23 protein-coding genes and 1 pseudogene are annotated in these 20,715 nt (G+C 48.5%); 21 read left to right on the forward strand and 3 right to left on the reverse strand.

What is annotated here, in order from left to right:
• Positions 1-2: 2 nt before the first annotated feature.
• The 15 genes from ACJHX3_RS22585 (at position 3) to excA (ending at position 14,569) form a co-directional block, all read left to right on the forward strand.
• The gene (locus ACJHX3_RS22585; protein ID WP_001055900.1) at positions 3-350 is read left to right on the forward strand and encodes a conjugal transfer protein; all 348 of its coding nucleotides are present in this window, start codon (positions 3-5) and stop codon (positions 348-350) included.
• Complete coding sequence (locus ACJHX3_RS22590) at positions 347-1,039, forward strand: DotI/IcmL family type IV secretion protein (RefSeq protein ID WP_000138552.1); 693 nt, start codon at positions 347-349, stop codon at positions 1,037-1,039. Before ACJHX3_RS22585 ends, ACJHX3_RS22590 begins: the two co-directional genes overlap by 4 nt.
• Before the next feature lie 10 nt (positions 1,040-1,049).
• Positions 1,050-2,033 carry an IncI1-type conjugal transfer protein TraN gene (traN, locus tag ACJHX3_RS22595; protein WP_021513963.1) on the forward strand — a complete coding sequence of 328 codons (984 nt, stop codon included), beginning with the start codon at positions 1,050-1,052 and terminating at the stop codon, positions 2,031-2,033.
• Between the two features lie 2 nt (positions 2,034-2,035).
• Positions 2,036-3,325: a conjugal transfer protein TraO gene (gene traO, locus ACJHX3_RS22600; protein WP_001271994.1), complete on the forward strand. Its 1,290-nt coding sequence runs from the start codon at positions 2,036-2,038 to the stop codon at positions 3,323-3,325.
• On the forward strand, positions 3,325-4,029 hold the full coding sequence (gene traP, locus ACJHX3_RS22605) for an IncI1-type conjugal transfer protein TraP (protein WP_023155244.1): 705 nt from the start codon (positions 3,325-3,327) through the stop codon (positions 4,027-4,029). The genes traO and traP overlap by 1 nt, the downstream gene beginning before the upstream one ends.
• A complete protein-coding gene (gene traQ / locus ACJHX3_RS22610; protein ID WP_001055569.1) occupies positions 4,029-4,556 on the forward strand; it encodes a conjugal transfer protein TraQ in 528 nt (175 codons plus the stop codon). The genes traP and traQ overlap by 1 nt, the downstream gene beginning before the upstream one ends.
• Before the next feature lie 50 nt (positions 4,557-4,606).
• On the forward strand, positions 4,607-5,011 hold the full coding sequence (gene traR / locus ACJHX3_RS22615; protein WP_000086960.1) for an IncI1-type conjugal transfer protein TraR: 405 nt from the start codon (positions 4,607-4,609) through the stop codon (positions 5,009-5,011).
• Positions 5,012-5,074: 63 nt separating this feature from the next.
• A complete protein-coding gene (gene traS, locus ACJHX3_RS22620; RefSeq protein WP_001277255.1) occupies positions 5,075-5,263 on the forward strand; it encodes a putative conjugal transfer protein TraS in 189 nt (62 codons plus the stop codon).
• Positions 5,247-6,047: an IncI1-type conjugal transfer protein TraT gene (gene traT, locus ACJHX3_RS22625; RefSeq protein ID WP_001164792.1), complete on the forward strand. Its 801-nt coding sequence runs from the start codon at positions 5,247-5,249 to the stop codon at positions 6,045-6,047. The genes traS and traT overlap by 17 nt, the downstream gene beginning before the upstream one ends.
• 89 nt (positions 6,048-6,136) lie before the next feature.
• Entirely contained in the window at positions 6,137-9,181 is a 3,045-nt protein-coding gene (gene traU, locus ACJHX3_RS22630; protein ID WP_001024776.1) for an IncI1-type conjugal transfer protein TraU, read from the forward strand.
• Positions 9,181-9,795 carry an IncI1-type conjugal transfer protein TraV gene (gene traV / locus ACJHX3_RS22635; protein ID WP_000337399.1) on the forward strand — a complete coding sequence of 205 codons (615 nt, stop codon included), beginning with the start codon at positions 9,181-9,183 and terminating at the stop codon, positions 9,793-9,795. Before traU ends, traV begins: the two co-directional genes overlap by 1 nt.
• Positions 9,762-10,964 carry an IncI1-type conjugal transfer protein TraW gene (gene traW / locus ACJHX3_RS22640; protein ID WP_001189156.1) on the forward strand — a complete coding sequence of 401 codons (1,203 nt, stop codon included), beginning with the start codon at positions 9,762-9,764 and terminating at the stop codon, positions 10,962-10,964. Before traV ends, traW begins: the two co-directional genes overlap by 34 nt.
• Positions 10,965-10,992: 28 nt before the next feature.
• Positions 10,993-11,577, forward strand: a complete 585-nt coding sequence (traX, locus tag ACJHX3_RS22645) for an IncI1-type conjugal transfer protein TraX (RefSeq protein ID WP_001037996.1) — start codon at positions 10,993-10,995, stop codon at positions 11,575-11,577.
• Between the two features lie 96 nt (positions 11,578-11,673).
• Positions 11,674-13,842, forward strand: coding sequence for a DotA/TraY family protein (locus ACJHX3_RS22650; protein ID WP_077250315.1), 2,169 nt, complete (start codon positions 11,674-11,676; stop codon positions 13,840-13,842).
• Positions 13,843-13,906: 64 nt separating this feature from the next.
• A complete protein-coding gene (gene excA / locus ACJHX3_RS22655) occupies positions 13,907-14,569 on the forward strand; it encodes a plasmid IncI1-type surface exclusion protein ExcA (RefSeq protein WP_000644792.1) in 663 nt (220 codons plus the stop codon).
• A 71-nt stretch (positions 14,570-14,640) separates the two neighbouring features.
• Here excA and ACJHX3_RS22660 read toward each other — a convergent pair whose 3' ends face one another.
• Positions 14,641-14,850: a HEAT repeat domain-containing protein gene (locus ACJHX3_RS22660; protein ID WP_000062602.1), complete on the reverse strand. Its 210-nt coding sequence runs from the start codon at positions 14,848-14,850 to the stop codon at positions 14,641-14,643.
• Between the two features lie 331 nt (positions 14,851-15,181).
• Here ACJHX3_RS22660 and ACJHX3_RS22665 point away from each other — a divergent pair, with 331 nt between their 5' ends.
• Positions 15,182-15,358: a hypothetical protein gene (locus tag ACJHX3_RS22665; RefSeq protein WP_001054900.1), complete on the forward strand. Its 177-nt coding sequence runs from the start codon at positions 15,182-15,184 to the stop codon at positions 15,356-15,358.
• A gap of 64 nt (positions 15,359-15,422) precedes the next feature.
• On the opposite strand, the gene dqlB is transcribed toward ACJHX3_RS22665, so the two are convergent.
• The gene (gene dqlB / locus ACJHX3_RS22670) at positions 15,423-15,518 is read right to left on the reverse strand and encodes a DinQ-like type I toxin DqlB (protein ID WP_001303310.1); all 96 of its coding nucleotides are present in this window, start codon (positions 15,516-15,518) and stop codon (positions 15,423-15,425) included.
• A gap of 498 nt (positions 15,519-16,016) precedes the next feature.
• Here dqlB and ACJHX3_RS22675 point away from each other — a divergent pair, with 498 nt between their 5' ends.
• Entirely contained in the window at positions 16,017-16,268 is a 252-nt protein-coding gene (locus tag ACJHX3_RS22675; protein ID WP_001291964.1) for a hypothetical protein, read from the forward strand.
• Positions 16,269-16,339: 71 nt separating this feature from the next.
• Here ACJHX3_RS22675 and ACJHX3_RS22680 read toward each other — a convergent pair whose 3' ends face one another.
• Positions 16,340-16,492, reverse strand: coding sequence for a Hok/Gef family protein (locus tag ACJHX3_RS22680; RefSeq protein WP_001331364.1), 153 nt, complete (start codon positions 16,490-16,492; stop codon positions 16,340-16,342).
• A gap of 272 nt (positions 16,493-16,764) precedes the next feature.
• Between ACJHX3_RS22680 and ACJHX3_RS22685 the strand changes: the two genes are divergently transcribed.
• The 4 genes and pseudogenes from ACJHX3_RS22685 to ACJHX3_RS22700 form a co-directional block, all read left to right on the forward strand.
• Positions 16,765-17,751, forward strand: a complete 987-nt coding sequence (locus ACJHX3_RS22685; RefSeq protein ID WP_001257838.1) for a FitA-like ribbon-helix-helix domain-containing protein — start codon at positions 16,765-16,767, stop codon at positions 17,749-17,751.
• Between the two features lie 217 nt (positions 17,752-17,968).
• Positions 17,969-19,177: an IncI1-type conjugal transfer protein TrbA gene (gene trbA / locus ACJHX3_RS22690; protein WP_001383960.1), complete on the forward strand. Its 1,209-nt coding sequence runs from the start codon at positions 17,969-17,971 to the stop codon at positions 19,175-19,177.
• 18 nt (positions 19,178-19,195) lie between these two features.
• Positions 19,196-20,266 (forward strand): IncI1-type conjugal transfer protein TrbB, encoded by a 1,071-nt coding sequence (gene trbB / locus ACJHX3_RS22695; RefSeq protein ID WP_000151579.1) that lies wholly within the window; start codon positions 19,196-19,198, stop codon positions 20,264-20,266.
• Positions 20,259-20,715 (forward strand): annotated as a pseudogene (locus ACJHX3_RS22700) (conjugal transfer protein TrbC); the annotation flags it as partial. The gene trbB and the pseudogene ACJHX3_RS22700, both read left to right, overlap by 8 nt.

Raw genomic sequence — 20,715 nt, forward strand, 5'->3', positions numbered from 1 at the left:
ATATGAACATGCATAAGTCTCTGGTTGCCGTGCTCGGCCTTATCCTGATTTCATCCACGGCAAGTGCTGCAACCTGTCGTGCGGGTAGCGCGGCACAGGCCGGTAGTAATACAGGATATGAGCGAGCACGTGCAGCTGCGGATGCATGGTCACAACGTGAAAACGATGTTTCCTCATCCCTGCAGTCCTGTCTGTCACGAATCAAAAAAATCAGCATAAACCTCCCCCAGTTCCCCAGCCTTGACGACATTCTGTCGCAGCTGGAAAACCAGGTCTGCGACGCGGTCGTGGACAAGGTGAATGAAAAGCTGCCGGGGAATATTGATCCCTGGAAGGACTACAACCTATGACCGAAAATACCGAGCCATCCTCGCCATCACATCCGGCACCTGACCCGGAAATACTGAAGAGCACAATCAGGGCTATGAAGCAGTCAGAACAGCGGGCAAATAATGTCCCTGCGCTGATAAAAGCGCTTTTATGTACGGGCACATGTCTTCTTATCAGTATTACTGGTAACGCCATTCAGTACTGGCACTCAACGAATGTGGAGCGCGAATATTTCGCTACAGACAATGGTCGTCTGGTCAGGCTGGCACCAACAAGTCAGCCAGCATGGAGTCAGAATGATGCAATGGCCTTTGGCAGCCAGGCACTGGCGACCGCATTCAACCTGGATTTTGTGCACTATCGTTCACAGATCTCCTCCCTGTCTCCGCGTTTTTCTGACGAAGGTTTTGTCGGATATGTGAATGCATTACAGGCATCTAACATTCTGGAGACGATCAAGAAAGAGAAGATGAATCTGACCGCCACGACAGGTGCTGGCGTTCTGGTACGACAGGGACAAATGTCCGACGGCGTATGGTTCTGGACATTCCAGTATCCTGTCCGTATGCGTCTGGTCGGCCAGACAACCAGCAAGCCAGAACAGTCTTTTGTTTTCGAAATCACCATCCAGCGTGTTGACCCCAGACTGAAACCATCCGGTATGGAAATCCGGCAGATGATCTCCCGTAACGCCGGACCGAACTCCTGAGATAAGTAATATGCAATCACGTTATTTACTGAGCACACTGCTCCTGGTGTGCAGCGCCGCCACGTCTGCAGATAACGCAGGATGGCAGAACGCACGCACACCACAAACGACAAATTCTGCCAGCGATCACGTTCAGAACACCTCCCAAAACACCGGAGGTGTTCCGGCAACACTGGTAAAAGGTGAGCTGCCTGCCCCCGGGCAGGCCAGCCCGCTGGTACAGGATGCGGCAAGGCTTGATTCTGAGCTCTCCGCCGATGAGATTCGCTCACTACGCAGTCTCATGGCGGATAACGAGCGGGCCATCAATGCGCCCATCACCAGTGTTGTACCCCGTATCAGCTCTCTGACAGTTAATCTGTCCCCCGGTGCCAGCCTTCCTCTTGTTCGCACAGCCATGAACAACCTGAGCGTGGTGACATTTACCGATATCAACGGTTCACCATGGCCACAATCCGATCCTCCTTATAACGCGGCACCAAAACTCTTTGATGTGCAGTACAACGAGAACATGGTGACAATCACACCATTGCGGCCATGGGCATCCGGAAATATTTCTGTCTACCTGAAAGGTCTGTCGGTACCGGTCATCCTGAACGTAACCAGTGGCGAAACAGATACGCCGTCATCCAGTCAGGAAATGGACAGTCGTCTGGATCTGCGAATACCACGGCAGGGACCAACCAGCCCAGTTGTCTCCATCCCGACGGATAAGATCGCCCTGCATGATGCAACATTACAGGCATTTCTGGATGGTATTCCTCCCCGGGACCCTTCAGTTAAGAGGCTGAAATTCACAGGTAATGTCCCGGATACAACGATCTGGCAACACGGCGATGACCTTCTGGTTCGTTCCCGGGCGATGTTGCGCGATGAATTTGAACAGACCTTGTCCTCTGCCGACGGAACTCATCTCTGGAAACTTCCCGTCACCCCACTACTGACTTTCTCTGTGAATGGCCAGTCCGTTCACGTGACACCAGAACTGGAGTAATCATGAGTGCTGAACAGGATGCCGGTAAATCCGGAAAGAAACTGGCTGCCCTGCTTGGACTGGGCAGCATCATCTTATTTGGCGGCGGCTATATCGCGTTTTCCAAACTATCAGGGAGTAACAGCGATATGCAGTCAGCCGTGAACATTAACAGTGCAGCAAGCGGCGGAACGCGCAGCGTTACCGAAACGCCTCACTATCGTGAACTGTTAAGAGCGGATAATGAACGAGGGGCCGCAGCTGCAGCCCGCAATAATCAGACGTTCATTGCCAGTCTTCCACAGGGGCTTGATATTCCGGACACTCCGGAAAAGCAACAACAGCCTGCAGCAAAACCGGAAAACTATGCTCATCGCCAGGCTTCCGGCACACCACAGGAGGATCGAGCAGCCAGTGAAAAACGTATGGAGCGGCTGCAAAAGCTGATTGTAAGAATAAAAGATCAGCATCCTGCCGGTAGTACACCAACCATAGCAACGACTATGTGGAATAAATCTCCGGCAGAAACAACAGGGCAGAATGGTACGCAGCAATTCGCATTACAGAATGCCAGCCTGTCCACGCCTGTAGCAGAAAAAGGGATACAACTGATACCTGCTCTGACCCGTATACCGGCATATATTGATACTGCAGTGGATTCTGATAACCCGTCATCCAAGGTTATCGCAACCATTCCCGCTGGCCCCTGGGCAGGGGCAACGCTGTTCAGTCCGGGAGTCAAACTGGTGGGTAACGGCGTGGAGATCCATTTCGACCGGATGAGCTGGAACGGCATGGACCTTAAGGTCAATGCATATGCTCAACGGGAAGACAACCTGATGTCATCCGTGGCCAGCAATGTGAATACACGCTGGTTTAAACATATCATTCTGCCGTCAGTGTTAGGAGGTGTGGGCAGTATTGGCACACTTTATAAAGATGCCAACACGCAGGTTATTCAGGGTAACTATGGCACGGTTACCGGACGCGTGGGAATGCCCAGTGGTGAAGCTGTTGCGGGCGTTATTGCCGGTGGTATGGCGGAAAGAGGAAGTCAGATATTAACCCGCCAGGCAGAAAGTGAGCCCTATAAACAGGTAGAAGTGTATCAGCATGAAGTCGTATCAATTCTGTTTGTTGACCCGGTAATGACAAACGACGCCAGGTCATCTTCCCTTTCCAGTGGCATTTCCCCTTCAGTTAATCGTACATCACAGGCGGAACAACGCTCGCAGGCACGAATGCAGACAGCCATGGAGCAAAGAAAAGCTGTGATGCAACGTCGGTATGATGAACAACCGGAGACACCATAATGAAACCTGAAACAGAAATAGATGAAACCGGCAGCTTCGGTGAACCCGAAGAGAAACCCGCCCCCTTCTGGAAACGTTCCGTCTGGGGGATATCTGTAGCAACATGGGGGCTATGTGCAATCGTGTTGCTCGCAGCCATATGGTATCTGTTCCTGAGAGCGCCATCGGAAACAGGCATGCCTCCGTTTAATGATGCGGATGCTGGCGTACAGACCTGGCAAACCACACAAGAATCATCACCTTCCGTTCAGTCCACTGAGACTATGACTGTCCGGACAGGAGAAGATATGAGCCAGCTTGCCCGGGATGTAAAAACAGAGCTGGATAACCGCGATGAAAAAATTCAGGCAACACTGAATATGCTTCACGACAGCATTAACAAGCTGGGCGAAGCTATAAAAAAGGATGAAGAATACGCACAGGAAACACGCCGTCAGCTGGATGATATCCGGAGCCGCCTGAACGGAATAATGACACAGAAAAGCGTCACTGAATCCTCTTCCACACCGCATCCAGCAAAGAAAAAAACGTCGTCTGTACTTAACGGAATGAAAATCATGTCGATGGAAACTGGTATGGCCTGGATTCGCTGGCAGGGTAGTACCTGGGCTGTCAGAGAAGGTCAGACGCTGGGCAATGTGGTGATCCAGCGGATTGATCCGACTACCCGGACCATCATCACCAGTGCAGGGACGTTACGCTGATGAACATGGATGCCCTGACCGCCATTGAGAACTTTGCCAGCAGTATTTTCAGTGCCGGAATGGATTTCCTGTTTACCTGGGGAGAATTCATCGGGGTGATCAGCATGATTACCCTGTTTGCCCGCGCCCGTTCAGCCGGTCCGGTAAAAATGTCTCCCGGAAAATTTATTGCGGGGATGTTAACCAGCTGCATGCTCGTATCACTCCCGGCAATGATTAACGCCGGAGGCGTACAAATGGGATTCAGGGCTGACTCATTTGGCCCGATTGCATATGTACAACCTCAGACGTTTGGCGCTGCTGCTGGCGCAGCAAATGCAGTTCTGTCGCTGGCCAAGCTGGCCGGTGTTGGATTTGTAATGAACGGGATATCCATCTGGCGCAAGGCCGGACTCGATGGACATACCGCACTGAGTGCCAGTGAATCCGTCAGTAAGGGAAACGTCAAATTTATTGCCGGCGTCCTGCTGGTCTTTATCGATCGTGTCCTCAATGCCCTGCTGGCAAGCATTGGAATCGTCTTCTGATTTTTTTCACCTTCATATAAACCACTGATATATCCATTTAAGGAGAAACTATGTCACGTATTCGTGTCGTAGCGGCCCGTCTGTACGCCGCATTTATCCACGCACAACTGTTTGTAATGTCATGCCGGAGCAAACTGACTAAGTTCCTGCTGCTCATTCCCATGATGTTGCTGCCCAAAGCCGTTCTTGCCGATGGAGATCTTGCCGATATGGTTCGCAATGTCGAACAAGGTGCCAAAACAGCACAGTCATCATCACTGACTATTGCGCAGTTCATCGGCGTAATTCTGTTTCTCGGGGGCCTGATTGGCCTGAAAAAAGTTGGGAAACAAGGGGGGATGGGACTGGCTAGTTGCATTGTATCTATCGTCATTGGGGCGGTACTTGTCGCCGGACCTGAAATGATGAGTCGCAGCCAGAAACAGTTGGGGATTTCCTCAATTTCCATTGGCTAATCTTGTCCAGGGCACTGGCATTTATCCGGTGCCCTTCCTGTTCGGCAATACAAGGAGGCACATATGTCTGCCTGGAGCCCGGAGCACATAACGTTACGACGAACAGAAAACGGCAATGTGATTGCCCACGACAGTCGGGACGATCAGGAATTCATTTTTGCAGAATGCTGTTCCGATGAAATCGCAAACATCATTCTGGAAGCCGTGAAACGTTACACCAGTACGGAGCCTGCTCATGCAACACAGCATTAAAAACTTGTGGTTGTATCCCTTTCCAGAAATTGATGTGGTTCATACACAGGAGCCACTGTTACCGGAACCGGAATTAACAACGCCCGGTCGATGTATCTGCTGCCGGCAAAACGTCAGGCACCGTTTCAGACTGGATGACTCATGGCCACTCAGACAGCTTACCGACACAATCAGTGACACACGAGTTCGTCTTAATAAGGCCACAGAACATCTGGTTAAGTTAATCAGGCGTGGTGAACCAGTCGCAACCGGCGAAAAGGAAAAGTACAACACGGCAGTAAAAGCCGCTGAACGGGCGCTTGAGCAGGCCCGTCTGTCTGCCAGACGTCTTTCACTCCGCCATGTACAGAAAGCTGAAATCACCAGTACAGAGCCGTTGTCAGAGAAAGAGCAGGAACTGTTTCATGAAGACGGCCCGCCTTACAGCTTATGTGCTTTCTGCCACGCCTGGCATTCACTGAATGGTTATGCCGCAGCACAGGGCGTTATGGTGTGGCTACCCGACCTTCATCCATCCACAGTCGTGGCCCTTAACCGCCGTTCATTACAGGAAGTTTTCAGTAATGATAAGTTCCGGGTCCGGCGGGGACGGGAAGCGCTCTCTGCACTGATGCAAAACAGACTGGCGGTTGAGGATAAATTCCGCAGTTTCCGCCCGGCCGATTTCGCTGACGTTTTTCGTCGCTATCCACCTTCCGGTCGTTCGCCCCTGCGTGAAAAAATGAACGGGATTGCCCTGATTCTGACACCAGATTCATTCATCAAAAAAGAATACGTTGATTGATTTTTCTTCATGCCACTCCAGCGCGGGGTGGCATTAAAAAAATCAAACTGCACAAACCTCCCTCCTGTAAGTCCGGAGTTCCCTCACCTATGAACATAAACCGTTTAATCTTCACTATCGAAGACTGTCTGAACACGCTATCCCGTTTCTCTGTCGCAAGCAGTTTTGTTGAATATTGCGATTTACGTACTGTAATTGGTCTGGACAGACAGGATCGTGAACGCCGCCCATGGCTGAATTCGCCCTATATTGCAGCCACAAAGCGTGGAGAATATCTCTCTGTCTTTGAAGTCAGCGGTGCTTTCAGGGAAATGGATGAAGCATCCGACCAGACTGGCCCAGGTTCACTGGAATCGCTGATCACCAGCATGAGTGACAGCCTGAATACGGCATATAAAAACAGCGGTCATAAAATCAGCTTCGTTTTTGAGCGTGATCCTGACATGGGGAAAGAAGAAATCGAAGACATGGTCGCCCCACAAAAGCGCTCACTGGCTAATACAGGTATCCAGTTACAGGATGTGGTCGATGAGAAAGTCACAACACTGTCCCCATGGCTGGTCCGGGAGCGTTGCTGGCTGGCGATCTGGAGTGGACCCGACCTTATCAGCAACAGCGATCGCACCGCCCATGATGAGCTTGTCAGAAGACTGGCTGAACGGGTACCGAAAGCACGCTTTGCCCAGTCCCCCTGGCAGTGGGCCTTATCTGCACTGAAAATCCGCCACGAAGCTTTTCTTGATAATGTGGAACAGGCACTGAGACATTCATCTGATGGCCTGATTCTCCGGCTACTGGATATACACGAGGTCGGGCGTGAAATACGTCGTCAGACAGAACGGCACAGCACACCGCGTAACTGGCAACCCCACCTGCCTGAAGATGCCCAGCCAGCGGGATATCGCTGGACTGACGATGAATCCGTACTACATGCTCCTTCATTGCATTTGCAGTTATTCAACACTCAGGTGACCACACAGGGCAACCTGGTTCAGGCGGGCGGACTCTGGCACGGAATGGTATCGATTACTTTACCTCCGCAAAATCTGCAGACGTTTAACGAACTGGTCCGTGCCGTCCCCCGCGCAGTCCCCTGGCGCATCAGAATGGATCTGATGCCCGGCGGGATGAAGGCTCTTAATCTGAAGAAAACGCTTCTGACTTACAGCAGCTTCATTTCTGCCGTTCGTCCAATGTATGAATCCGTTATGACCCTGGCTGCAACGGATGAAAAAGAACCTGTCTGCATAATGACCATCATGGCCTCCACGTGGGGAAAAACACGTGAAATATGCACACGAAACCAGGCCATTCTGAAATCGGCCATTGAAGGCTGGGGCGTATGTGGCACCACGACAACATTTGGCGATCCCCGACGCGCCTGGGTGAATACCATTCTCGCGGCATCCGGAGGCTCCGGCCCGGTTCCCCTGTATCCCCCGTTGTCACATGCCATCTCGCTTTTCCCGCTTAACAGGGCAGGCTCTGTCTGGCGAGGCAAAGGGAATCTGATGTTACATACAGAAGACGGTTCCGCATTTGAGGTTGGTCTGGCGTCATCCCAACAAAATAAACATACAGAACTGGCACCAGGCGATCCGGGACTGGGTAAATCAGTTCTGATTAATACGTTGTCGGAAATACAGATATCATCTGCTCAGAAAAACCTGCCCTTCATTGCCTATATCGATAAGGGATACAGTGCTCAGGGACTGGTTCAGCTTATTCGCGACAGTCTTCCTCCGGAAAGAAAAGACGAAGCTGTCGGTATTATTCTGAGCAATGATCCGGAATACACCCGTAACCTTTTTGACGTGATGTACGGCGCTAAAAAGCCTATTACGCCGGAAAAGAATTTCATGTCATCTGTGCTGTGTGCTCTCTGTGTCGATACCGGTACCGGTCAACCCTGTAACCCCGGAGACACCCGACAAATTATCAACCAGCTTATCGAGCTGGCTTTTAAAGAGTACGGTGAAAATAATCCGCGACTTTATCGCGCCTCAACGGAAGAACTGGTGGATTCAGCACTGCAGGACTCGGGACTGTATGAAAAACATGATGCAGCCTGGTGGGCCAGATCAACCTGGTTCGAAGTCCGGGATATGCTCCACAATGCCGGGTATATCATGGCGGCTCAGCGGGCACATTATCAGGCAATGCCCCAGCTTCCCGAAGTGTCCTCGATGCTGGGCCATACCAGTCTCAGGGATGTTTTCGGTACTGTTCAGCGTGATGGTTCAAACGAACTTCTGCTGGACTACATCCGCCGCGCTCTCGAGCAGGGACATAACGACTACCCCATGATATCCGGGTATACCCGGTTTATGATCAACCCGGAAACCCGGGTCATCGCTGTCGATCTGAATAATGTTGCCGGTGACAAAACGCCTGCAGGCAGGCTTAAAACCGGCATCATGTACCTGCTTGCAGGTCAGATCGCCGGTGGTGACTTCACCCTGCCACAATACAGGGATGAAGTGTTAAAGCAGCTTCCACGGGAATACCATGAAATCGCTCTTAAACGTATTAACCAACTTGATCAGGAGGTTAAGACAAAAGTTTATGATGAACTGCATAACGCCCGGGGCATTGACTTCATCTGGGAAAATCTGGATACCCAGGAGCGTGAGCAACGCAAGTTTGCTATCCGCACGGTTCTGAGTACGCAGTATCTGAGGGACTACCCGGAAAGCGTTCTTAAGTCAGCAAATACTCTCTGGTTACTGCGCTACAAACCCGAAGATATCCCCGTACTGAGGGATAACTTCAACGTGCCTGAATTTATGCTGAAACGCTTCCTGAAAATGCCGGAAGGCCCGGCACCAGATGGTAGTGGTGTTCCTGTTCTGGGAGTATTCAGGGTAAAAAGTGGCACGCTTGCGAGAATACTCAAATTTACCGTCGGTCCACTGGAGCTATGGGCGCTGAACTCATCGCCAAAAGACAGTGCCCTGCGTAAAACACTGACAAATAAGTTAGGTTCAGTTCGGGCACGTAAGATTCTGGCCGAAAACTTCCCCAGAGGTTCTGCAACGTCATTAATTGAGCACCGGGCGGGCCAACATAACAGTGACAATGTTATTGAAGAACTGGCCTCGGAGCTCATCCGAAAACAGGGATACAATCTCTGATGTGTACAATTCATATCACCCCACGCTGCCGGAGACCTGCCAGAGGGCAGGTATTTCTTAAAAAACTTGAGGTAAAAGGTGACAGTTTCTCATTCACTCTGCCGTCACGTGTCTTCAGGTTACATCCGGCCCCCAATCCCAGAGTGATATACGCCTCGGATGCCAGAACACAGGGAAAGGTTACAGGCATGCGGCTGTTGTTGCCGTCCAGCACAGATGAGCTGATAACAACGGCAATATGGCAGGTTTCTGTCCCGGATGAAGCACCATTCGACGTTCAGCATGTCATCCAGTGGATACTCCCTTCACCGCTGGCTTCGCTGATGTCCGATGATACCTGGTTATGGCCATCCGTTCCCGGAACGCCGGCACTGAGTGCCGGTGACTGGCCTGTAATGGATACTGACCCTTCCACCTTACGGCGCGTCAGACGTCGTTCTTTCAGCATCATCGATAACCGGAACAGGAAAGGTTATATCACCAGGCGATATCAGTGTTTCCCACTGGCCCCACTACCTGAAGACAGAAAATACGACAGCCTTCCTGACCTTGTGCTCCACCCCGAGCAGGAGACAATAAAATGCAAAGAAAAACATTACTCGCAGCCCTTATAGCTATCCTGAATGGAACGGCATACCAGGCTCATGCTTATTCAGTCACCGTCGTCGCCAGCCGTCCCGTTGAACAGCAGGTCGTCCCCAGAATGGAGGCCATCAAAGGTGTGCTGAGTGACATACTGAGTACCCAGACAGCCACGGGTACCGCTATCAATCAGAACTCTGAAAAGCTGGCAAGTGTCATTGCCCAGAACGGACAGGCGACACGTCAGCAGATGATTTTCAGTAATGAAACTCAGCGCCTCGAGGAGGCACGGAAAAGCTTCACCGTGCCAGACTCCATCTGCAGTGAATCCGCATCAGGGATTGCAACAGAAAGCAAAAGTGCCTCAGCATCCGCAGCCTCAAAACTCAGTAAAGGTGGCGGTGTGAGCAACCGTAGCATCCGCGACCGTCTGGCCAGCGCAGCAAACTCTCCCGTGCGGGAAGCTTATGATGGCGCGGCCATACACGCCAGTTACTGTACAGAAGCAGAATATGCACGTTTTGGAGGAACCGCCGTTTGTCCTTCTGTGGGCGAAATACCAGGTGGAGACAGTCAGGTACGCTCGATTTACCACGGCGCAGGTACAGCGGACACACCTGCGGCACTGACATGGGATCAGAAGCAAATAGATGCAGCGACGGCTTACATGAAAAACACTTCCCGCCCCTCTGCCGGTCGTGCTCTGGGTAAAGGAGAAGTGAATACCCAGAGTGGGCGAACCTACGTCGGACTCCAGAACGAATACAACGGCATCATTGATTCTGCGTCGAATCCCCAACTGACGTTGATTGCTGACAGCACGCCTAATGAAAGCACACGTAAAGCACTGGCTGAAACACTGCAGTCAGACTCAGCGGCCGCTTACTTCGACCAGGTGGCTTCACCAGAAGCAAAAGCACGGGGATATATGAGTACCCGTGAGTTTGAAGCTTTTGAGGCTGGCCGGCGCTACGCCAACACAGCATACCTGGTGGATTTACAGGAAATGCAGGGGGATAACCTGCTCCGTGAACTGGTAAGAATCACTGCGCAAATGAACTGGCAGCTGAACGATCTGAAAGAACAGATCCGCCAGGGTAATGTTATCTCTGGCCAGCAACTGGCTCTGACTGCCCGCCAGTATTATGAAAAACAACTCGGTAGCCTTGAGAAAACAATCAATCAGGCAAACGCACGTTGAAAGCTGACGTCAGAACAGGACTGAAAAAATGAATAAGTTACCGGAAAATTCAGACCAGACGAAAAACGTCAAAAAATCACCATCCATAACCCGCATAGCCACCCGGAGGATTATTAACATTTTTGTTCCGCTGATGGAGACTCGCCTGATAACGAATTCTGTACAGCATATGCTGGAACAACAAAAACGCAGGCTGGACAGATTTCGTCAGGTAAATAATAAAAAGGCGCAACTCCACCTCACGTGGGAAGAAGCTCTGCAGGCCAGCCATATGTCAGTAGACGATCTGGATCGTCGTTTCCGCCGGCGCAGAACAGTATGGCGATTCTGTTGCTGGAGTCTGCTGGCCATCGCTTTGTTTCTCAGTGGTATGCTCTTTGCCGCCTCTTCATTACCTCTTACGACTCTGGTACGCGCCATCAGCACTCTTGTGTTGATACTGTCAGGCGTCGCTCTTTGTGCTTCCAGAGCACTGATTGTTACATACCGCCTCTGGCAGTTGCATGAACGAAAAGTCAGCGAACCCGAGCAGGGGACTTTCCGTGATTTTCTGAACGACCGCAATGGCTGGCGCAATGCCACATTAATTGCCGTAACCAGTAAACAATACTGATCACGTCCAGATGCCAGTACCAGTGGCATGTCGCCATCCCCCTTAATTAAATCCTGTGTGGCCTTTGCCCATACGCAATTCTATTCCGGAGTTACTGTGAAAATTTTACTTCGCGCACTCTGTGCAGGCCTTGCTATATCCTCACTGCCGGCAATGGCTTCAGTGACCTATCAGGATATTGTGTCTGCCGCCACCAATCCTGACGATCTGTCCCGCCAGGCGCTGGTCACGATATTCGGTGATGTGGTCACCAATCCACTGTCAACCAGCGACCCCACCCTGATCGGAAGCATGTTCTGGGTGTTCAACAATATCATTGCCGTACTTGCTATCGTCTGGTGTATCTTCATTAGTATCCGCCATGTTGTGCGTTCGGGGCATCAGGGACAGGTATTCAGCGTCGGGCGCGATATTGTCGGCATACTGAGTTTCGTCGCAGGTTTTCTGATGATCGTTCCTACCGGAAATGGCTGGAGTCTCGCTCAGCTCATTATGTTATGGGGCGCATCGATAATGGGGGTTGGGTCCGCCAATGTGATGGTGCAAGTTGCCGCTGATAATATCGCAAATGGTTATTCAATGACTGTACAGCCAGTTCAGGCATCCACACGAACAGCAGCGCGTGGCATTTTTGAAATGGAACTGTGTAAGTATGCGGTTAACGCAGGGCTAAATGATTTTAATCAGACGGCCAAATCCTCGACTTCACTGATGACAGAATCAGCTAAAACCGCCAGTGGTAATTACACTGTCACAATATCCAATGGCAGCGGTATCTGTGGTACTGCCAGCCTGTCAGTAGAAGGGAACGGAACAACAGATCAGTCGACGATTGGAAAATTCTTTAATCCCTTCAGTAAAAACGAATACAGCGGTGTTATCTCAGCACAACGTGCAGCCATGGATAATATGATTAGCGACATGGACAACGCTGCCAGTGAGTTTGTGACAACATTTCTGGAAAAAAGAAATTCTGGCAACGGAACACTGCCGGATATCGAGACACGAATTCAGAAAGCAGCCGACGAATACGAACGTGCTGTGCAAAAATCGCTACCCACTGATAACGGAGAGCAATCCAGAAAAGAGGCTCTTAAATCTTATCTCACAACCTACGGGTGGGTAACGCTTGGCGCGTGGTATCAGACCTTTGCGACAGCTAACCAACGTCTGGCAGAGCTGGCTGACAGAGCTCCAGCTGTAACCTCAATGTCATCACTGGGAGAAGTTGGTGATACTGACTTATTCAGTGCAGTCATGAGTGCCTACAAGACTCAATTACAGAACACCACCTATACACCACCTCTGGGCACTGTTACATCAGCCAATGAGCAACGAATGGCCAATGCGCAAGATCCTAAGTCTGCCTTATCTGAAATGATGAGCTTCTTTGTCTATCGAACCAACTGGATAGCAACAGAGATAAGTGGCACAGGAACAACAAGCGATCAGGTCAATCCATTGATAAAGATGAAAAATATTGGTGATTATACATTAGGAACAACAGAGATTCTCTGGAGTGGATATACAACAGTTAGAGTTCTCGCGACAGTAGGTGATAACTCTATTTTCGGAAAGGTTGCCAATTTATTCTCTGGATTACCTAAAGGATTAGTTGCTCTGCTGGATGCTGCAGCTCCCCCAATATATTTCTTGTTGTTCCTGTTGTTTTGTGCGGGTTTTTCCTTATCAATTTACCTACCATTTATACCATTCATTTTCTGGATGACAGGCATTGGGAACTGGATAGTCAGTGTATTAATAGGATGTACCGCCGGACCTCTGTGGGCTGCAACACATCTCGGAACATCAGAAGACAGAGGAAGTCGGGCAGCCTACGGTTATATATACTTAATTGATAGTATGATAAGGCCGCCCATCATGGTCTTTGGTTTTTTCTTTGCTTCTGTTGCCATCATCGCCGTAGGCACAATACTGAATGCATTATTTGGCGCTGCCCTGGTTAACGTACAGTTCAATTCGCTGACCGGTATTTTCAGTCTTGCTGGTTTCTTGCTGATATACGCCAGAATTTGTACAACCACTGTGGCTGCCATATTTGCCCTTCAGGCCTACCTACCTGATCATGTTATTAATTTCCTTGGTGGGCGTGAGGGAGCCAACACTCTTGGCAGCATGGCAAATTCTGTTAAAGAAATATTTATTGGAGGAAGTCGCAATATCCGACATACTCCTGGAATGAAAACAGATCGTCTTAAAAATAATACAAATGGAAGTGACGACAAGGACGGAATAAAAGGATAATATAAATATTGCACAACCTCCCCATCGGCATTAAAATAATAGATAGTACGAGGGGAGGCATTGTATGAAAGCTAAAAAAGAGACACCTGACAGATTTCCAACTTGGTGGTTGTTATATTATGTATTAAGGAAGGCTTACTTCTTTTTAGGAATACCTTTCTTTTTATTTTGCGCACTGACATCTACACTGATGTTATTTAGTTCTCGTTATTATGGTGACAACATTGAAGATTATGTTGTCACTTTTGGTAGTTGGTTCTTATTACTTGCACCAGGTATATGGATGTATTCACGTGCAAAAACAAGGAGAGAAAAGATAAGAAAAGTTGTACAAACAATAAAAGAGTCAGGCTTCTACTCTCCAGAGAAGGGGTATGAAGGATTATCTTTAACTCAGGGAGCTTATTTTGGTATTGACCTTAAAAATGGCACAATGTTGTATGTCCGTATCTATCCAGGCAACATTATGGATGTTATCGGTTTTGACATTCATAATTTCACTCGTACTGTAACAGACGACAAAACACTGGAAATTCATACGAAATACATCAATCTGCCAATGGTTCCTATTCCATCATGGTGTACTCATCCAGAAACCGCATCAAACACCATGCACGCTATGGCAAGTCGAGGATATGATTACCCTGTCGACTTTCCTCGTCTGATTCAGGAAAAGCGTAAGGAGTGGGAGCAGATTGCAGGCGTGCCTGTAGCCGAAGTATTTTAAGATAAGCTCCCCCCATAACAGCCGGTTCAAATGAGCCGGCTTTTGTTCATTACAACAGATAACTTATGCCGTTACCGATAAATTCGACCAAGTGCTTTAATCGCAGCAATTTTTATTTCCATATCATCACTTTGACTCAATCTCTCTAATTCACGAATGATGTTATCCGCCTGGCATCGACCTTCACCTAATGCATAGATCGCAGCAAGCGTAATGTCTTTTGATTTACTCTTCATCATTTCAAACAAGAAAGTATTAGCTATCGCAGGAGGCATGCTCATAATCAATCCTCTTCATGAAATAAACAATGGCACTCACTTACAAACAGGAGTCCACTATCGCAAGCGACTCAACTTAGTAATATCTCTCAATTTGAATGAAAAAACCAGATGGCATGTGACAGGGAACCGTCCGCATGATGTCCGTGACCATTTAACCCCATAAACTGATAAAAAATGAATACCGGTATCTCAATGCGAAGAAATAATCTCCGTAGAATCCCCCATGAGAAAAATATCATATGGGAGAAAATCGCAATTATCACAGCCAGCGCATTCATTATTTTCGCTGTGTTCTGGCATTAATTATTTTCAACACAAAAAGGAAAAAACAATGAATCTGGTAGACGCCTTTGTCAAAAAAGTAATATCCGGTCCATATGAAGAATATGGAAAATGGTGGATAGATGTTGAATACATTTCATGGGGTGTTCCCGGGAAAACAAGACTGATGTTTGAGTCAAAGGAGCAGGCACTGGAAGTTAAAGAAGGGTACAAATTTTTAACGTGAGATCTCTTTTTGTTAAAGGGCAGGAAGCGGTAACTCCCTGCCCTTAGTTACGTTTCCAGGCTTATCAGTCGACAAGTTCCCGGATCAGTTCCAGAACAGCAATCAGCGCGTTTGCAACGGCAACTACTGCCCTGAGAACGATGATTAACAGATTAATCATCCGCTTCTCCATCACTGGAGGAAATCACCGTTGCTTACTCTTACATTGCCTGTCACAACGGCACTTTCAGTGTTAGTTGAAAAGAGACTTCCTCCTGCCAGAGCACTGAACACAGCACCACCTGTTTGTTCAGCCAGGACTTAAAATCTTGCATCCATAGTCCCGATGGATATCACGGCAGAAGTGTCGCCAGACAGAGCTAACCTGCGGATTATAAGGATGGTTGCTATCAAATGAACAGCTCGCTATTATAAGAACGTTAGTTGAAAAGAGATTTCCTCCGGTCAGGGCCACCCACTCTGTAACGGAACAGTAAAAAAACCGACCTCACCAGTCGGTTTTTTTACATCTGTTGTTTCTCAAAATCCGCCCAACATGCCCGTCACACCGGGGAAACTCATGCTCTGAATCAGAACCAACCATCTCAACTTTGCCGTCTCCTGAAAAAACTGGCACATTCAGTTCGATAACTACCCATAAATACAGAGAGAAAATCCGATGTCAGAAAAGTGGAGTAAAGAATTCGACTCTTGCTTTCAGGTGGGGAGCATAGAAGAAATTGCAGATGCTCTCGAGAAACGCAGCGGAAGCGAGGAAAATGCGTTAGCCATGCTGGCAATGACAGCCTTCACACTCATGACCCGACGTGGTATCTGCGAAATGCAGAACGTGGCCCCCGATGGCAAAGGCATTCGGCTGGAGCTAATCGGCTTCAGGGAAAATGAAACAATACCGGATACGCTTCATTGAAGAAGAAAGGGCGCAATGAGGTCAGCCTTCGCAACAAAGCGGCGGCAGAAAACCTGCCGCCGTGTTGCCCGTTAACGTTTAACTTCGTAGGCTAACGTTGCCACAAGCACTGTGTTTCCCTGCTGGAGCCGGAGTCCGCAAAGCGAATCCCTCACCATCCAGACAAAACACAGAATCGTCACACAGATGACGATTAACATCATTAAAAACGTTCGCTGTGGCATCATAGCCCCTCCATTGCCTTACGGCGGTTATCGGGCTACTATAATGTTGTCTAGGCATTACAGTAGAGCCCTTGGTTGATTGATAAAAAAATCTCCAGGGGCTTTCTGCTGTATATGGTTTAGTTAACAAAGAGAGCCAGTGTTCCACTGAGCAAAACCAGTAGCTATTCATGCTTACAATTATCTTCTCCATATCTGAAATAACTCAAACAGCCCAATAGAAACATATTGTTACATCTAAGATCTTGAAAAGACCTCTTTGAGAAATCAATATGAGATCACGGTATGTTGATAGGATAATATATATGAAGAAACTATTGATTCGATTAATACCTGATGCAATATATGAGGCTCTGGAAAAGACAGCTCTGCATTCTGAACGCTCCCTGGAAGCACAGGCCAGATATATCCTTAGTTGCTCCGTAGATAATGAAAAACAATTAACTGGTGGTGAACGCTATCAAAGAGAAATAACCGCGCGTCTTAATCAAGCGTTATCAGAAGCTAATGAGGTCATAACAGCCATTAATCTTGTTCCCGCAAGAATTGCAGAACAATTAGGCCATCATGACGCCATAGAATCCGAAAATTGGTTCACCGGAAATGCTGTTCCTAGCTTTACAGAGCTTGACGAATTAAGCGATATCTTTGGATGCTCTCCAGATTGGTTAAAGTTTGGCGAAAATGTACCTTATCCAAAGAGTTCTAAAGGAAGGATAAACTGGAATCGTGGCGGAGAAAAAGATATCGATGCACTTTTAGAGCCTGACAACAAAGGTCGTAAAGTCTCATCTATTCATATTTTCAGGGTAAATGAATCTGGCAATATACTAATACTGAGAGAATTTGAAAACAGCATAACTACAGATTTTTTCTCAACAAACCTTTACTTATCAGACAAAGAAAAAATAGGACAGGGCGGATTCCACGACCTGGTCGATTTCCTTGTAATTTTACAATCCCTTTATTTAAAATATATAAATAGCAATCTGTTAGTGAAAAGCTATAACATTAGCCAATATGTACTGGATTCCTGTTATAAGAGCGGAGAAAAGCACCCCATAACTATATGTAGTGCAGGTGAGACAAGTACCTGGTGGGAAGACATATGGCATGAAGACATGATAGCTCAATCGAGGAATAATGAGTCCTACTTCTGGGATGGTGACAAACCTCTTATTGATAGCCTTCATAAAGAACTTCAAAAAAATAACAGATTAAAGCCAAACAGTGAGTTAGATATGCCACTAATTGGTTAAACACCAATTAAAGATTATCTAGCTAAAACAACATCGTACACGCATACTGCAAAGCCCTTGGTGAGTTAATAGAAGAATTACTAAGGGCTTATAAAAAATATATACCCCCACATTGGTGATACATTAAAATATTTTTTGTTGATGTGTTACCAGCCTGACCCAAAAACAATTTTTAATCTTTCCGTTCGATTTAAATTCCAGAAATGGAGACTTTGTCATGTCTTACAATCGACAGCCTGTCGCAGAAGATCCTATGCAGATATGGGGCGCTGTTGGTGTCCTTCTTATCCTGCTGCTATTCGTCATATGGTTATTCTTGCCGGAAGTGGTTTACACCAGCTGCCTGATTCTTCATACCTTATGGGGACTGGTCGACTGGGGACCATTTCATAACTATGCAGCACCACGATACAACCTGCTTGCCATGACCGGTAACAACGCCGCCAACATAAGCTATAGCCAGTGGGTTAACGTCATGGAACAGACCATAGGTATTCTGTGGATGTACCTCTTACCTGTGACACTCTGGTGTTTGTGGGAATGGTATCAACATCCGGGACAAAGCCGTTTCACCCGCAGACCAGTAGATATTACCCGACTGCCACACATCTTTGCTTCGTTATCCCCTGCTATCGCCCCTGTACTGGCAGATGGTGATCCGAAAAAACTCTTTCATGGTGGTAAACGACCTGAACGGCGGGTTGCTCTCACCCCGGAAGCATTTGTCGAACAGCATACTCTCATCACCAATATGCAGCTCGATGTTGCAGCTGCAAGACGATGTTTCATGGCCCAGTTGGGTAAACCTTTAACGTCCTGGAAAGACATGGCACCACATGAAAAAGCGCTCTTTGCCATATTTGGCCTTCAGTATTTCCTGGATGATCGGAAGGCAGCATTAAAGCTCATGGATACACTGAACCTCTCATGCAGAATTAAAAGCAAACGGGACAGCGGGAAATTCTGTACCCCTGTTTATTCACTGGCCAAATCAGCTTTCCAGAGAGTGATTAAAAGCAACGGAGCACAGCAATGGCTGAAACAACATCGCTACGTCCGCAGTGGGCTGGTCTGGCTGTATGCACATGACCTGCGGCTTACGCCACCCAACTGGATTTGGCTGAAAGGCGTGGACAGAACGCTGTTTTATGCATTACACCGCGCCAATACCACGAAAGGATTTATTGAAGGCGCTGGCGTGGTGGCCGTTGCACGTGCAGAGGCCGAAGCCATGCGTTTTGGTCTTCCCTGCCCTGAACCCTGTGTTGATGAAGCGGTGGAAGGCTTACGGCGGGATATGCTCAGTCTCGGTCTTATCTGGGATGAACCACAACCAGATCGCGACCGGAAACGCCGCATCCTGACCAACTGGTCCCTCACCGACGACATCCTGCCCCGCACACCTGCTACAGACAACGAATTCTGATTATCCGGAGAACTGAAAATGACAATCGAGTACTTTGCAACACGCATTGCAAAACATATTTCCGTGCAGGCAATCTGGCCGGATGGCAGGACAGAAATTATTGCTGTCCTTCCACGGGATGCCCTGTCAGGGCTGGTAACACGAAATAATCAACTGATTCATATAGCCTTTGACGCCATGGGCACCCGTAACAGAGAAACCGTCCTGATTGATAAACAGGAGCATAACGCTGACCAGATACTTACAGCTATTGATTCCTGCCTGCGCCTTGAATATCTGATGGAACGCCGCTTCAGCAGAACACCTTTGTTCCGTGGCATAATCGCCAGCGTTGTGCTGTTCGTAATGGCAACGATTGGCTTCTCTCTGTTCCGCTATGTTGATCGTGTATTCTGGGATGATACAACGCCTGAAGCAGTACAGACAGCAGGTGAGCCACGACTGCTACCCCCTCACCTGAATCACACTGTGCCATTAAATGAAGGCATTCAACTCCCGGTTCCCCCGAAAAAAGACGTCCAGGTCCTGGAGAAAACAATCACAAGCAAAAATCCGGAAGCCGCAGCTGCGCGACATAATCTGGCTACTGTTCTGAAGCGGAACGCCGATCGGGGCATGTTTACCATCAACCTGTCATCCGGTCATGAACGAACCCTGTTCGCATTTCTCGATCCTGCCTGTCCTAACTGCAGACTTCTGGAGCCGGCCTTAAAACGCCTGGCCAGCGACTTCAATGTCGTTATCTACCCGGTTTCAGTTATTGGTGGAGAGGAATCCACCGACCGTGTGGCACCACTGCTGTGTGAAAAAGATGCTCAGAAACGTGCTGCCGGCTGGCACCGACTGTATTCCGCAGATAACGGAATGATGACGCCATCAGAAGAAACAACGCCTGCAGATGAAACATGCCTGAAAGCAGCCAGAGCTGCGATTGATGTTAACAATGTCGCCTTCCGTAAGTTCGGATTTGCCGGTACCCCATGGGTGCTGTCCGACACCGGCTGGCATCTGCCTACAGGAATTCTGCAGGAAACTGGCACGCTTAATTTATTCCTGAAAACCACCGACAGCGAGTCTGGCCATGAGTGAACATCGCGTTAACCCCGAGCTTTTACACCGTACAGCCTGGGGAAATCCTGTCTGGAATGCACTCCAGAGTCTCAATATCTATGGCTTTTGCCTGGTGGCAAGTCTTGTGGCCAGTTTTATCTGGCCACTTGCATTACCGGCATGTCTGTTGTTCACACTGATAACAATGCTGGTATTTAGTCTGCAGCGATGGCGCTGCCCTCTTCGTATGCCCATGACGCTGGAATGTGCTGACCCGTCACAGGACAGAATGATTAAAAGAAGTCTTTTCAGCTTCTGGCCAACCCTGTTCCAGTATGAGGTCATTCTGGAATCACCGGCCAGCGGCATATTCTATGTTGGTTATCAACGCGTCAGGGATATTGGCAGGGAGTTATGGCTGAGTATGGACGATCTGACCCGCCATATAATGTTTTTCGCCACCACCGGTGGCGGTAAAACGGAAACCA

Source organism: Escherichia sp. WS1265 (assembly GCF_046487585.1).
Classification (GTDB): Bacteria; Pseudomonadota; Gammaproteobacteria; order Enterobacterales; family Enterobacteriaceae; genus Escherichia; species Escherichia coli.

Bases quoted from the DNA above. Each gene is read 5' to 3' on its own strand.
- traX (WP_001037996.1), top strand. From the start codon at position 10,993: ATGAATAAGTTACCGGAAAATTCAGACCAGACGAAAAACGTCAAAAAA.
- ACJHX3_RS22665 (WP_001054900.1), top strand. From the start codon at position 15,182: ATGAATCTGGTAGACGCCTTTGTCAAAAAAGTAATATCCGGTCCATAT.
- ACJHX3_RS22590 (WP_000138552.1), top strand. From the start codon at position 347: ATGACCGAAAATACCGAGCCATCCTCGCCATCACATCCGGCACCTGAC.
- dqlB (WP_001303310.1), bottom strand. From the start codon at position 15,518: ATGATTAATCTGTTAATCATCGTTCTCAGGGCAGTAGTTGCCGTTGCA.
- traQ (WP_001055569.1), top strand. From the start codon at position 4,029: ATGAACATGGATGCCCTGACCGCCATTGAGAACTTTGCCAGCAGTATT.
- excA (WP_000644792.1), top strand. From the start codon at position 13,907: ATGAAAGCTAAAAAAGAGACACCTGACAGATTTCCAACTTGGTGGTTG.
- traV (WP_000337399.1), top strand. From the start codon at position 9,181: ATGTGTACAATTCATATCACCCCACGCTGCCGGAGACCTGCCAGAGGG.
- ACJHX3_RS22685 (WP_001257838.1), top strand. From the start codon at position 16,765: ATGAGATCACGGTATGTTGATAGGATAATATATATGAAGAAACTATTG.
- ACJHX3_RS22585 (WP_001055900.1), top strand. From the start codon at position 3: ATGAACATGCATAAGTCTCTGGTTGCCGTGCTCGGCCTTATCCTGATT.
- ACJHX3_RS22680 (WP_001331364.1), bottom strand. From the start codon at position 16,492: ATGCCACAGCGAACGTTTTTAATGATGTTAATCGTCATCTGTGTGACG.
- traW (WP_001189156.1), top strand. From the start codon at position 9,762: ATGCAAAGAAAAACATTACTCGCAGCCCTTATAGCTATCCTGAATGGA.
- ACJHX3_RS22660 (WP_000062602.1), bottom strand. From the start codon at position 14,850: ATGAGCATGCCTCCTGCGATAGCTAATACTTTCTTGTTTGAAATGATG.
- traN (WP_021513963.1), top strand. From the start codon at position 1,050: ATGCAATCACGTTATTTACTGAGCACACTGCTCCTGGTGTGCAGCGCC.
- traU (WP_001024776.1), top strand. From the start codon at position 6,137: ATGAACATAAACCGTTTAATCTTCACTATCGAAGACTGTCTGAACACG.
- trbA (WP_001383960.1), top strand. From the start codon at position 17,969: ATGTCTTACAATCGACAGCCTGTCGCAGAAGATCCTATGCAGATATGG.
- traO (WP_001271994.1), top strand. From the start codon at position 2,036: ATGAGTGCTGAACAGGATGCCGGTAAATCCGGAAAGAAACTGGCTGCC.
- traS (WP_001277255.1), top strand. From the start codon at position 5,075: ATGTCTGCCTGGAGCCCGGAGCACATAACGTTACGACGAACAGAAAAC.
- traP (WP_023155244.1), top strand. From the start codon at position 3,325: ATGAAACCTGAAACAGAAATAGATGAAACCGGCAGCTTCGGTGAACCC.
- trbB (WP_000151579.1), top strand. From the start codon at position 19,196: ATGACAATCGAGTACTTTGCAACACGCATTGCAAAACATATTTCCGTG.
- traR (WP_000086960.1), top strand. From the start codon at position 4,607: ATGTCACGTATTCGTGTCGTAGCGGCCCGTCTGTACGCCGCATTTATC.
- ACJHX3_RS22675 (WP_001291964.1), top strand. From the start codon at position 16,017: ATGTCAGAAAAGTGGAGTAAAGAATTCGACTCTTGCTTTCAGGTGGGG.
- traT (WP_001164792.1), top strand. From the start codon at position 5,247: ATGCAACACAGCATTAAAAACTTGTGGTTGTATCCCTTTCCAGAAATT.